The following is a 12,919-nucleotide window of genomic DNA, read 5'->3' on the forward strand; positions in this document are numbered from 1 at the left end:
CTCGAAATGAATGGAGCCGCGCCCGTGAGCCATCTGACGATGGATTCCGGGCGCGGCCCTCATGGTGATCTGGAGCCGGAGCGCTGTGCCTGCGCTCCGGGCAATGCCAGTTTAGTGCAGTTTGGCGTGCAGTTCCTGCAGTGAATACACCACCAGATCGTCTTGGTGCTTGAGCGCCTCGACGGCGGCCTCGCAACCGGCCATGGTCGTGTAATACGTGACCCGGTTGGCCAGAGCGGCCGTGCGGATGCTGCGGGAATCGGCGATCGCCGTGCGTGTTTCATCCACCGTGGTGAACACCAACTGGATCTCGCCACCCTTGATCATGTCACTGATGTTGGGACGGCCGTCCTTGACCTTGTTCACGGCCTTGACAGGGATGCCGGCCTCGGCGATGGCCGCGGCAGTGCCCTTGGTGGCCACGAGCGTGAAGCCCAAGGCGACCAGGTCGCGGGCGATGGCCACGGCACGGGCCTTGTCGTTGTTCTTGACCGAGATGCACACGGTGCCCTTGGCAGGCAGCCGCGAACCGGCGCCCAACTGGCTCTTGAGCATGGCTTCGCCAAACGTGACACCCACGCCCATGACTTCGCCAGTAGAGCGCATTTCCGGGCCAAGCACCGGGTCGACGCCCGGGAACTTGTTGAACGGGAACACGGCTTCCTTGACGCTGAAATAAGGCGGGATGACTTCGCGCGGGGGCTTGCCGTCGGCGCTGGTCTGGTCCTTGAGCTTCTGACCGGCCATGCATCGCGCGGCGATCTTGGCCAGGGCCTGGCCGGTGGCCTTGGACACGTAAGGCACGGTGCGCGAAGCGCGCGGGTTCACTTCCAGCACGTAGACGGTGGCCTTGTCGAGGCTGCCGGTCACGTCGCCCTGGATGGCGAACTGCACGTTCATCAGGCCGACAACCTTGAGCGCCTTGGCCATCAAGGCGGTCTGGCGACGCAACTCTTCTTGCAAAGGCTGGCTCAGCGTGTACGGGGGCAGCGAGCAGGCCGAGTCGCCCGAGTGGACGCCCGCTTGCTCGATGTGCTCCATGATGCCGCCGATCATGACGTCGGTGCCATCGCTGATGCAGTCCACATCGACCTCGACGGCGTCATCCAGGAAGCGGTCCAGCAGCACGGGTGACTTATCGGAGACGCGGACGGCTTCGCGCATGTAGCGCTCCAGGTCCTTGTCGCCGTGCACGATTTCCATGGCGCGGCCGCCCAGCACGTAGCTGGGGCGCACCACCAGCGGGTAACCAATCTCTTGCGCCAGCGACAGGGCCGCTTCTTCAGTGCGGGCCGTGCGGTTGGGTGGCTGCTTCAGGTCCAGCGTGTGCAGCAGGGCCTGGAAGCGCTCGCGATCTTCGGCGATGTCGATGCTATCGGGGGTGGTGCCAATGATGGGCACACCATTGGCCTCGAGGTCGAGCGCCAGCTTCAAGGGCGTCTGGCCGCCGTACTGAACGATCACGCCTACGGGCTTTTCCTTGTCGACGATTTCGAGCACGTCTTCCAGCGTCACCGGTTCGAAGTACAGGCGGTCAGAGGTGTCGTAGTCAGTAGACACCGTTTCTGGGTTGCAGTTGACCATGATGGTCTCGTAGCCGTCTTCGCGCATGGCGAGGGCGGCGTGGACGCAGCAGTAGTCGAACTCGATGCCCTGGCCGATGCGGTTGGGGCCACCGCCCAGCACCATGATCTTCTTCTTGGCGGTGGGTTCGGCTTCGCACTCGGCGCCTTCAACCTCGTAGGTCGAGTACATGTAAGCCGTTTGCGTGGAGAACTCGGCGGCGCAGGTGTCCACACGCTTGTAGACTGGGCGCACACCATGGGCCACGCGGGCGCGGCGCACGTCGTGCTGGTTGGTGCCCATCAGCTTGGCCAAGCGGCGGTCCGAGAAGCCTTTTTGCTTCAGGTAACGCACTTCGGCCTTGCTCAAGCTTTCCAGCTTGCGGGCCTTGACCTCCGCTTCAGTCTTGACGATGTCTTCGATCTGGGCAAGGAACCAGGGGTCGATGTTGGTTTCTTCAAAGACCTCGTCCAGGCTCATGCCCAGACGGAAAGCGTCGCCCAGGAAGCGGATGCGCTCGGGGCCGGGCTCACCGATCTCTTGGATGATTTCTTCGCGGTCGGTGCTGATCTCGGTCAAACCATCGATGCCGGTTTCCAGACCGCGCAGGGCTTTCTGAAAGGATTCCTGGAAGGTCCGGCCCATGGCCATCACTTCACCCACGGACTTCATCTGCGTGGTCAGGCGCGAGTCGGCAGCGGGGAACTTCTCGAAGGCGAAACGCGGGATCTTGGTGACCACGTAGTCGATCGATGGCTCGAACGAAGCCGGCGTGGCGCCACCAGTGATGTCGTTCTTCAGCTCGTCGAGCGTGTAGCCCACGGCCAACTTGGCCGCGATCTTGGCGATCGGAAAGCCGGTGGCCTTGGAGGCCAGCGCGCTGGAACGCGACACGCGGGGATTCATCTCGATCACAACCATGCGGCCGTTCTTCGGGTTGATGGAGAACTGCACATTGGAGCCGCCGGTCTCGACGCCGATTTCGCGCAGGATGGCGATCGAGGCGTTGCGCAGCAACTGGTATTCGCGGTCGGTGAGCGTCTGGGCGGGGGCCACGGTGATGGAGTCACCGGTGTGCACGCCCATCGGGTCGAGGTTCTCGATCGAGCAGACGATGATGCAGTTGTCCGCCTTGTCGCGAACCACTTCCATCTCGAACTCTTTCCAGCCGATGAGCGATTCTTCGATCAGCAACTCGTTGGTTGGGGACAGGTCCAGACCGCGCTTGCAGATCTCTTCGAACTCTTCGGGGTTGTAGGCGATGCCACCGCCCGTGCCACCCAGCGTGAAGCTGGGGCGGATCACGGTGGGGAAGCCGGGTCCACCGGTGAGCGTGGCGATGTGCTTTTGCACCGCCCAGGCTTCTTCCAGCGTGTGGGCGATGCCCGACTTGGCCGAGTCCAGGCCGATGCTGGTCATCGCGTCCTTGAACTTCAGGCGGTCTTCGGCTTTCTCGATGGCCTTTTCGTTGGCCCCGATCATCTCGACCTTGTACTTGTCGAGCACGCCGTGCTTGTGCAGGTCCAAAGCGCAGTTCAGCGCGGTCTGGCCGCCCATGGTGGGCAGGATTGCGTCGGGGCGCTCCTTGGCGATGATGCGCTCGACCACCTGCCAGGTGATGGGCTCGATGTAGGTGACGTCGGCCGTGTTCGGGTCGGTCATGATGGTCGCAGGATTGCTGTTGACCAAAACGACTTTGTAGCCCTCTTCGCGCAGGGCCTTGCAGGCCTGGGCGCCCGAGTAGTCGAACTCGCAAGCCTGACCGATGATGATCGGGCCGGCGCCGATGATGAGGATGGTTTTGATGTCTGTGCGCTTAGGCATTGTTCTTCTCCATCAATGCCACAAAGCGTTCGAACAGGTAGCTGATGTCATGCGGTCCGGGCGAGGCTTCCGGGTGACCCTGGAAGCAGAAAGCGGGTTTGTCGGTGCGGGCCAGGCCTTGCAAGGTGCCGTCAAACAAGGACACGTGCGTGGGGCGCAGGTAGGCGGGCAGCGATTTCTCATCGACCGCGAAACCGTGGTTCTGGCTGGTGATGCTGACGCGGCCGGTGTCGAGGTCTTTGACCGGGTGGTTGGCGCCGTGGTGGCCGAACTTCATCTTGAAGGTCTTGGCACCAGAAGCGAGTGCCATGATCTGGTGGCCGAGGCAGATCCCAAAGGTGGGAATGCCGGTTTCGATCAGTTCTTTGGCGGCGGCGATGGCGTAGTCGCAAGGCTCCGGATCGCCAGGGCCGTTGGACAGGAAGATGCCGTCAGGTTTGTACTTGAGAACCTCAGCCGCAGGCGTTTTGGCGGGCACCACCGTGACCTTGCAGCCACGTTGCGCCAGCATGCGCAGGATGTTGCGCTTGACGCCGAAATCGTAGGCGACCACGTGGAACTTGGGCGCGGTTTGCTGGCCGAAGCCTTCGCCCAGGGCCCATTCGGTTTCGGTCCAGACCGATGTTTCAGTGGCGGACACCACCTTGGCCAGATCCTGGCCGGCCATGTTGGGCGCGGCCTTGGCTTTGGCTATGGCGTCAGCCTTCACGGCTTCGGTGATTTCCTGACCGGCAGGCAAACCGACGATGCAACCGTTTTGCGCCCCCTTGGTACGCAAAATGCGTGTCAGTTGGCGGGTGTCGATCCCAGCGATGGCCACGATGCCTTGGGCTTGCAGGTACTCGGACAGAGACTGCGTCTGGCGGAAGTTGGAAACCCGGATGGGCAGGTCTTTGATGATCAGACCAGAGGCATGGACTTTCGACGCTTCGACATCCTCGGGGTTGACGCCGTAGTTGCCGATGTGCGGATACGTCAGGGTGACGATCTGCTGGCAATAGCTGGGGTCGGTGAGGATTTCTTGATAGCCGGTGAGAGAGGTGTTGAACACCACTTCACCAACTGTGTGACCGGCAGAGCCGATCGAAGTGCCAGAAAAGACCGTGCCGTCTGCGAGGGCCAGAAGAGCTTGGGGCAGTACGGGCAGCACGGGGTTATTCTCCGTTGTTGTGCGCGCCCAGCTCTGCTCTTGAAGAGCCGATTCCGGTGAAGGTGAAACGATGCAAGTTTCGCTAGGCGGAGGTGGTTTCGGGTAAACCTGTAGAGTATAACCCATCGTGCTGTCGCAAAGCATTTCACATCCCACGGAGGCCCCATGAAAGGCGACATGAAAGTCATCGAACACCTGAACGCTCAACTCAAAAACGAGCTGACAGCCACCAACCAGTACTTCCTGCACTACCGCATGCTCAAGCACTGGGGTTTTGACAAGCTGGCCAAGAAAGAATACGAAGAATCCATTGGCGAAATGAAGCATGCCGACAAGCTCATGGAGCGCATCTTCACGCTGGATGGCCTGCCCAATTTGCAGGATCTGGGCAAGCTGCTGATCGGCGAAGATGTGCCCGAGTTGCTGAACTGCGATCTGCAATTGGAAAGCGGCGCCCAGCAGACCATCAAGGATGGCATCGCCTACTGTGAAACAGTGCGTGACTACGTGTCCCGCGACCTGCTTCAAGACATCCTGGACGACACCGAAGAACACATCGATTTTCTGGAGACGCAGATCGATTTGATTGGCAAGGTGGGCCTGCAAAACTACCTGCAATCGCAGATCAGCTGATGGCCCAGCGGGCCGCTCACAAAAGCGGCCGTGACAAATCCCCGAAAACCTTGGGGACTCCACATTCAGGGGGTTGACTGCGAATTGTTCTTATTTAGAATAGCGTCATCAACTCAGGTTCTTGACGCCATGATTGTCTGTGTTTGCAACCGTATTTCTGACCGCGACATCGTGCGCCATGCGCAGCAAGGATGTTCGTCTTTCGACGATCTGCAGTTCGAACTGGGTGTCTCCACCTGCTGCGGCAGTTGCGAACAGTGCGCACGCGAGGTATTCCACCACGCCAAGAAGGCTTCGGCCAGTGTCACCGAAGCCCCGATTTCATTCGGTTTGCCAGCCTTCGCCTGATCCCGCTCGACCAAAACGCGCGTCATTTCGCACAATCAGCCCCGGCCTTTTCCCTTAACTTTGCCGCTGCCCGACCGATACCTCCTTAGGACCAGTCGGTTTGGCTTGCAGCAGAGGGAATCATGGCTTCATCTTTCTTCGTTGACGACAAAGCAAGTGCACGCCTCTCAGGCGTGAAAACCCGGCCAACCTTGGTGCAATTGCATCAAATTCAGCAGCCAGTTCACCCCGCACTGTCCGTTGACGACTCCAACTTCTCGACACCGTCTTCATTGCGCCGGGCTCAGGTGTGCCCGCCCTCCTTGTTCAATCGCTCGGGCCCGCAGTGGAAGCGCTGGGTCACGGGCTTTTGGTCCTGGCTTTGGGATCTGGACGAATACCCCGATGCCATGCCAGTGCTGACCGGCTTGACCAAGGTCAAGTCCGAGTTCATTGCCGCGATGTGGGATCTACAGTCGGTCCGGGCCAACCAGGTTCGCGACGCCATCGAACATGCCCGCTCCCTGCGCGAACTTTGGCATTTGCGCGCCGATGTGTTCCGGGCGATTTCCACCCATCGTGGACAGACCGAAGCCACCGTGCGCATCGAGGCCCTCAACAACCATTTCCCGGTGCGCATGTCGCGACCCACCACCGAGATCCGGACAGGCCGCACGACTACTTGGTGATCAGTTGTCACAAAGGCCTATGAAGACGCTGCCGCCATAGCACAATGGAGGGCTGAAACCTCGCAGCCCCATGAACATCATCATCCTGGACGACTACCAAGACGCCGTCCGCAAGCTCAAATGCTCATCCAAGCTGGATGGGCTTTCCGCCAAGGTCTTCACCAACACCGTCAAGGGTAATGGGCAATTGGCCGTGCGTTTGCGCGATGCCGAGGCCCTTGTGCTGATTCGCGAACGCACGCATTTCCCCAAAGCGCTGCTCGAAAAGCTGCCCAAGCTTCGCTTGATTTGCCAGACCGGGCCAGTGGGCCCCCACATCGACGTGGAAGCCTGCACCAGGCTGGGCATCGCCGTGGCCGAAGGCGTGGGCTCGCCCGTGGCGCCTGCCGAACTGACCTGGGCACTGGTGATGGCGGCCATGCGGCGCCTGCCCCAATACATCGGCAACCTCAAGCACGGTGCGTGGCAGCAGTCGGGCCTGAAAGCCTCTTCCATGCCCACCAATTTTGGCGTGGGCATGGTGCTCAAGGGCAAAACCCTGGGCATCTGGGGTTACGGCCGCATTGGCCAACTGGTGGCCGGTTTCGGCAAGGCCTTCGGCATGCACGTCACCGTATGGGGCAGCGAAGAATCGCGAGCCCGCGCCAAGGCTGATGGGCACATTCCCGCCCCCAGCCGCGATGCTTTTTTCGAAGCCTGCGATGTGCTCAGTCTGCATTTGCGCCTGAATGACGACACGCGGGGCATCATCAAGCTGGAAGACCTGAGCAGGATGAAACCCACGGCCTTGCTGGTCAACACATCGCGTGCCGAGCTGATCCACGAGAACGCGCTGGTCACCTCCTTGAACCGGGGCCGCCCAGGCATGGCGGCCGTTGACGTCTTCGAGAGCGAACCCATCATGCAAGGCCACCCTTTGCTGCGCCTGGAAAATGCGGTGTGCACGCCGCACATCGGCTACGTTGAGCAAGACAACTACGAGCAGTACTTCAACGCGGCCTTTGACAACTTGCTGAACTTCGTCAAGGGCGAGCCGACCAACATTGTCAACCCGCAAGTCTTACACTCACGGCCGTTGATTTGAGGCCCCGGTTTGGAAGCTGAGCGCGCCCTGCCCCGCCAAGACATGGCCGAGGCCCGCTGGGCCTTGTTGCTGGGCAATTTCGTCATCGGTTGTGGCGTGATGGTGGTGGGCGGAACGCTCAACGACATCACGCATTCGCTGGACATCAGCGTGCAGCAAGGCGGACACATGATCGCCATTGCCGCCCTGATGATGGGGCTGGGCGCGCCCATTCTGGCGGGCCTGGTTGGCAGTGGCGATCGCCGCCGTTTGCTCACGGCTGCCATGCTCTGGTATGCGCTGGGGCATGCCCTGTGCGCCTTGGCCCCCAACTACACCTGGCTGTGGCCCTTGCGCGCCCTCACCGTCCTGTCGGCGGCGGTATTCACCCCGCAGGCCGCCGCCGTGGTGGGCTACATGAGCACACCGGCGCACCGCGGCCGGGCCATCACCTTCGTGTTCATGGGCTGGTCCATCGCCTCGGTGGCCGGCTTGCCACTGGCGGCCTGGGTGGGCGAGCGAATGGGCTGGCGAGTGGCCATGGGCGCCATTGCCGTGGGGTCGCTGGTTGCTGCCTGGGCCGTGCACCGATCGGTGCCCACCGGTATTCGCCCGCCAGCTTTGTCGATGCGTTCCTGGCGCAAGGTTTTCTCCTCCCCTTTGATGATGGGACTGGTGGCCGTCACAGCCCTGCAGAGCACTGGTCAGTTCACGGTGTTGGCTTATGCCGCGCCTTATTACAAGATCGGTTTTGGCGCCAGTCCGGAGCAGATCAGCTTTTTGTTCGCCTGGTTTGGCGCGCTGGCCCTGGCCGGCAACCTGTTGCTGAACAAGTATGTGGACCGAGTGGGCGCCGCACGGGCCGTGACGTCAACCTTGGGCCTGATGGCGCTGAGCTTGTTGATCTGGCCATTGGCGCACGACGTCGCCACACTGGCCTTGGTTTTGTTACCCTGGGCCCTGAGCGGGTTCGCGGCCAACTCTGGTCAGCAGGCCAGGCTGGGCGGTCTGTCCCCTCGCCTCACGCCCGCCTTGATGTCGCTGAACACGTCGGCCATTTACCTGGGGCATGCCTTGGGCGCTTCTGGTGGCGGCCTGGTGCTGTCGCATGCCGGGTATGGCCAGCTTCACTGGCTGGGCCTGTTCTGGATGCTGCTGGCGTGGGCTGTGAGCTGGTGGGCTTGGCGTGCGCAGCAGGCCCAGGAAAAGCGGCGGGATGAACTGCTGTCCGTCAGCCCGCCCGCCAACGCCTGACATGAGCGGCCGAGGCCAACCCGTCAGTTGCTGAGACCACGCTGGCGCCGGGCTTCGTAGAGACACACGCCGCTGGCCACCGAGACATTGAGGCTTTCAACCCCGCCCAGCATCGGAATGCTGACCAACTCATCGCAGTTCTTGCGGGTGAGCTGGCGCATGCCACTGCCTTCAGCACCCAGCACCAAGGCGGTGGCCTGGGCCATGTTGGCGGCGTAAAGATCGCGCGGGGCGTCATCGGAAGTGCCGACCACCCAGATGTCACGCTCCTTGAGCTCGCCCAGCGTGCGCGACAGGTTGGTCACCATGAAATAAGGAACGGTCTCGGCCGCGCCGCTGGCCACCTTGGCCACCGTGGCATTGACACCCACGGCGTGGTCCTTGGGGGCGATGACGGCATGCGCGCCAGCACCATCGGCCACGCGCAGGCAAGCGCCGAGATTGTGCGGGTCGGTGATGCCGTCGAGCACCAGCAGCAAGGGGGGCTCGGACAAGGCATCGAGCAGATCATCCAGCGACTTGGCCTGGGGAATGTGCTCTACCTTGGCCACCACGCCTTGATGGCGGTGGGTGCCAGACATTTTTTGCAGGCGATCGTCGTCGCTTTCGACCACATGCAGGCCTGCTTCTTCGGCCTTGGCCAGGAACTGGCGCATGCGCTGATCGCGCCGGGTGGCGTCAACGTGCAGCTCGCGGATGGTTTTGGGGGCGACCTTCAGGCGCACGGACACGGCATGGAAGCCAAATAGCAGTTTCAGACTCATGGGCGGCATCCTACCCTGTGGCTTGGCACCGGATCATGGCTGCGGCACCAGGCGGCCAGCATCAATGTGCAGGATGCGGGCACAACGGCTGGCGATCTGCGGATCGTGGGTGACCAGGATCAGCGTGGTGCCGGCCTCGCGGTTCAGCTCGAACATCAGATTCATCACCGACTGGCCAGTGGCGTGATCCAGGCTGCCCGTGGGCTCGTCGGCCATCAGCACCTTGGGTTGCACCACAAAGGCACGCGCCAGGGCCACGCGCTGTTGTTCACCACCCGACAAGGTGACGGGCTTGTGCGACAGGCGCTTGCCCAGGCCCACGCGCTCAAGCATGGCTGCGGCCTGGGTTCGCGCATCGCGCACGCCACGCAGTTCCAGCGGCAGCATGACGTTTTCGATGGCACTGAGGTGCGACAACAACTGAAAGCTTTGAAAGACAAAGCCCAGGTTGGCGGCGCGATGGGCAGCACGGTCGTCTTCGCTCAAAGCGAAAAGATCGCGACCACACAATTGCACGCTGCCATGGGTGGGCACATCCAGGCCAGCCAGCAAGGACAGCAAGGTGCTTTTGCCTGAGCCGGAAGCCCCCACGATGGCCACGGTTTCACCGGCCTGCAGGGTGAAGTCGATTTTGTGCAGAATGTCCAGGGTACCCGACGAGTCTTCCACCGATTTGCCCAGGCCTTGCACCTGCACGACCATGGTTGACGGGACTGATACAACGGGGTTTTGGCTCATGTGGATGACAGACTGGAAATGTTGATGCCCATTGACTTTACGCGACGTGTGCGGATGGCCCTGGCTGGCCTGGTTTTCAGCCTGTTGACTTCAGTGGGTAATGCGGCGACCACGGTAGCGACAACATCGACCGTCCTGGTGATGGGCGACAGCTTGTCAGCGGAATATGGTCTCGCACGCGGCACAGGCTGGGTGGCTTTGCTTGAAAAACGCTTGCAGGCCGAGAAAATCAATGCCCAGGTGGTCAATGCCAGCATCAGTGGCGAGACCACCGCCGGCGGTGTCACCCGCTTGCCGGCCTTGCTGGCCCAGCATCACCCCAATGTGGTGGTCATTGAATTGGGCGCCAACGACGCCTTGCGTGGCTTTGCCTTGTCAGGCACTCAAAGCAATCTGACGACGATGGTGAAGGCCAGCAAGGCGGTGGGGGCCAAGGTTGTGATGGTGGGCATGCAGGTGCCACCCAATTTTGGCAAGCGCTACACCGAAGACTTCGCGGGCTTGTTCCCCAAATTGGCCAAGTCGGAATCCGTCGCTTTGGTGCCCTTCTTCCTGAAGGGCGTGGCAGACAGGGCTGACGCGCGGGACTGGTTTCAAGCCGACGGCATGCACCCGAATGCCAAAGCGCACCCCGTCATCCTGGAAAACATGTGGCCGGCGTTGAAGCCCTTACTTCTTGGGTGTCAGCGTTGATGCCAGGCCGGTGCCAAAGTTGCCCAGCAGCGTTTCTGCCTGCTTGCTCATCTGTTCCTGCATCTGCGTGAACATCTGGCGTGACTGCTCCATGTAGCCGCCCATGAAGTTTTGCATCAGCGGCGCCTGCATCAAGGGAGCTTGCAGGTTCACCACGGAGCTGTCGGTCAGGCGGGCCTGCAGGTCGATGAAGGATTGAATGTTCTTTTCCAGGTAGTTGCCCATCAAGCCTTGCATGGTGTTGCCATAAAAGCGAATGATCTGGGCCAGGGCCTGGCTGGAAAACATCGGCACGCCACCGGTTTCTTCTTCCAGAATGATCTGCAAGAGGATGCTGCGGGTCAGGTCGTCGCCAGACTTGGCGTCCAGGACCACGAAGTTTTCACAGGCCAGCACCATGTCCTTGACATCGACCAAGGTGATGTAGCTGCTGGTCTGGGTGTCGTACAGGCGGCGGTTGGGGTATTTTTTGATCGCTCGAACGCCTGCGGGGGCCGCAGCAGGAGTATCGGCATCAGCGTCCACGTTTTCATCGGTGGCTTTGCTTTTGGTGCCTGAGGCAGCTGACTGACGACGTGAGGTACTCATGCTGGTTCTGGTTCTCCGAAGCGGTGGATCATTTTAGGCACACTCCTCCACGAATGGCAAAGACTTACAGGCCAGCCCAGACAAACGACTTTTAGAATGCACCAGGTCGTTGTTTGCGCGTTCTGAGCAGGTGAGGGAGCAGTTGTGGTGGTGGAAAGCAAATCGAGTGCGGGCGAGCATTACGTTACGCCCGGCCAATTGTGCGTGGGCCTGTATGTTCACCTTGATTTGACGTGGGTGAACCACCCTTTCACCTTTTCCAGCTTCAAGATCAAAACCCCGGAGCAAATCGCGACGATACAGACTTTGGGGCTGACCCGGATTCGCTATTCGCCGGCCAAAAGTGACGAAAAACCAGGCCCCGACACGGCACCTGCCGCGGTTGTGGTGCCAAAGCCCTCGCCCGAAAGCGATCTGGCCTACCAGGCCAAACGTGAGCGCCTTGAGAAGTTGGCGTTGCAGCAAAGCAAGATGGCCTCGTGCGAGCGGGAATTTTTCTCGACCACACGCATCATCAAGTCGATCAACCAGAACTTGTTTTCACGGCCTGAAGAAGTTCGGACCCAGGCCAACGCCTTGGTGTCGGGCATTGCCGACTCCATGATGGTAGAAGCTGACATCGCCATTCAATTGATGGCCGACAAAGTGGGTGGTGAAGATGTGTACCTGCACTCGCTGAACGTCACGCTGTTGTCGATGATGTTGGCCAAGGAAATGAAAGCGCCCATGGAGGCCATCAAGACCCTGGGCATGGGCGCGCTTTTCCATGACGCGGGTGACGCCGAGATCCCCGACCGGATCATCCGAAAGACAGAAGCCCTGACCAAAAACGAGTTGGCCGTGCTGCAGCAGCATTGCGCGCATGGGGTCGACATCGGCAAGAAGCTAGGGCTGCCCCCTGAAGCCTTGCTGGTCATTGCCCAACACCATGAGCGCGTTGATGGGTCTGGGTATCCGCTCAAGATGCAGGCGCCGCAGCTGTCCTTGCTGTCGCGGATCGTGGCGGTGGTGAATGCCTACGACGAGTTGTGCAACCCCGTGAATCCGGCCAAGGCGATGACGCCTCACGAGGCGCTGTCGACCATGTACGCGCAGCAGCGGGCACAGTTCGACCCACTGGCCATGACCACCTTCGTGCGCTGCATGGGGGTGTACCCCCCGGGAACGATCGTGGTGCTGTCCAACGGCTCGCTGGGCATGGTGGCCTCGGTGAACAGCACGCGGCCCCTCAAGCCGACCATCCTGGTCTACGACCCCGCCGTGCCCAAGGACGAAGCCATCCTTGTGGACCTGGAACAAGAGCCGGACGTGGTGGTGAGCCGGGCCATCAGGCCGCAGCAACTTCCGGAGGCCGCCCACGACTACCTGTCACCACGCAAACGGATGGCGTACCACTTCCATGCCGAAGGCGCCAAGCCGCAGACATGAAAAAGCCGCCTTGTGGGCGGCTTTCCGGTGATTGGTGGACGCAAGTGGGCCCGGACCTGTCCGGATAAGGGCGAATCCTTGGTGGGCCCCTCGCGCCTTGCCGCGCAGTGTACCCGCACCCATCGGGCGACAGGGTCAAGCCGCAACCCCATTCATTTGGCGCACAAGCTTAGGTAGATTCGTCGCTTCTCTGAAAAGCGAGCCC

At 61.2% G+C, this 12,919-nt stretch carries 12 protein-coding genes; 7 read left to right on the plus strand and 5 right to left on the minus strand.

Annotated features, from left to right (window positions below; all coding sequences use genetic code 11):
- Positions 1 to 111 precede the first annotated feature (111 nt).
- A complete protein-coding gene (carB, locus tag LQ232_RS14570; RefSeq protein WP_230181069.1) occupies positions 112 to 3,387 on the minus strand; it encodes a carbamoyl-phosphate synthase large subunit in 3,276 nt (1,091 codons plus the stop codon).
- Complete coding sequence (gene carA, locus LQ232_RS14575; RefSeq protein WP_230181070.1) at positions 3,380 to 4,537, minus strand: glutamine-hydrolyzing carbamoyl-phosphate synthase small subunit; 1,158 nt, start codon at positions 4,535 to 4,537, stop codon at positions 3,380 to 3,382. Before carA ends, carB begins: the two co-directional genes overlap by 8 nt.
- Positions 4,538 to 4,702: 165 nt before the next feature.
- Between carA and bfr the strand changes: the two genes are divergently transcribed.
- The 5 genes from bfr to LQ232_RS14600 all read left to right on the plus strand — a co-directional run bounded on the left by bfr (position 4,703) and on the right by LQ232_RS14600 (position 8,503).
- On the plus strand, positions 4,703 to 5,170 hold the full coding sequence (gene bfr / locus LQ232_RS14580) for a bacterioferritin (RefSeq protein ID WP_230181071.1): 468 nt from the start codon (positions 4,703 to 4,705) through the stop codon (positions 5,168 to 5,170).
- A 129-nt stretch (positions 5,171 to 5,299) separates the two neighbouring features.
- Positions 5,300 to 5,518, plus strand: coding sequence for a bacterioferritin-associated ferredoxin (locus LQ232_RS14585; protein ID WP_230181072.1), 219 nt, complete (start codon positions 5,300 to 5,302; stop codon positions 5,516 to 5,518).
- A 122-nt stretch (positions 5,519 to 5,640) separates the two neighbouring features.
- Positions 5,641 to 6,186 (plus strand): hypothetical protein, encoded by a 546-nt coding sequence (locus LQ232_RS14590; protein WP_230181073.1) that lies wholly within the window; start codon positions 5,641 to 5,643, stop codon positions 6,184 to 6,186.
- Positions 6,187 to 6,256: 70 nt separating this feature from the next.
- Positions 6,257 to 7,270, plus strand: a complete 1,014-nt coding sequence (locus LQ232_RS14595; RefSeq protein WP_230181074.1) for a D-2-hydroxyacid dehydrogenase family protein — start codon at positions 6,257 to 6,259, stop codon at positions 7,268 to 7,270.
- Between the two features lie 9 nt (positions 7,271 to 7,279).
- Positions 7,280 to 8,503, plus strand: coding sequence for an MFS transporter (locus LQ232_RS14600; RefSeq protein ID WP_230181075.1), 1,224 nt, complete (start codon positions 7,280 to 7,282; stop codon positions 8,501 to 8,503).
- A 23-nt stretch (positions 8,504 to 8,526) separates the two neighbouring features.
- On the opposite strand, the gene rlmB is transcribed toward LQ232_RS14600, so the two are convergent.
- Both rlmB and LQ232_RS14610 read right to left on the minus strand, forming a co-directional pair.
- Positions 8,527 to 9,276: a 23S rRNA (guanosine(2251)-2'-O)-methyltransferase RlmB gene (gene rlmB / locus LQ232_RS14605; protein ID WP_371820247.1), complete on the minus strand. Its 750-nt coding sequence runs from the start codon at positions 9,274 to 9,276 to the stop codon at positions 8,527 to 8,529.
- Between the two features lie 24 nt (positions 9,277 to 9,300).
- Entirely contained in the window at positions 9,301 to 10,005 is a 705-nt protein-coding gene (locus LQ232_RS14610) for an ABC transporter ATP-binding protein (protein ID WP_230181077.1), read from the minus strand.
- A 24-nt stretch (positions 10,006 to 10,029) separates the two neighbouring features.
- On the opposite strand from LQ232_RS14610, the gene LQ232_RS14615 reads away from it, so the two are divergent.
- Positions 10,030 to 10,698, plus strand: coding sequence for an arylesterase (locus tag LQ232_RS14615; protein WP_230181078.1), 669 nt, complete (start codon positions 10,030 to 10,032; stop codon positions 10,696 to 10,698).
- On the opposite strand, the gene phaR is transcribed toward LQ232_RS14615, so the two are convergent.
- Positions 10,675 to 11,286: a polyhydroxyalkanoate synthesis repressor PhaR gene (gene phaR / locus LQ232_RS14620; RefSeq protein WP_230181079.1), complete on the minus strand. Its 612-nt coding sequence runs from the start codon at positions 11,284 to 11,286 to the stop codon at positions 10,675 to 10,677. The two genes, LQ232_RS14615 and phaR, sit on opposite strands and share 24 nt — an antisense overlap.
- Before the next feature lie 150 nt (positions 11,287 to 11,436).
- Between phaR and LQ232_RS14625 the strand changes: the two genes are divergently transcribed.
- On the plus strand, positions 11,437 to 12,714 hold the full coding sequence (locus LQ232_RS14625; RefSeq protein ID WP_230181080.1) for an HD-GYP domain-containing protein: 1,278 nt from the start codon (positions 11,437 to 11,439) through the stop codon (positions 12,712 to 12,714).
- Positions 12,715 to 12,919 lie beyond the last annotated feature (205 nt).

This window comes from Aquabacterium sp. CECT 9606 (genome assembly GCF_918741295.1).
Classification (GTDB): Bacteria; Pseudomonadota; Gammaproteobacteria; order Burkholderiales; family Burkholderiaceae_C; genus Aquabacterium.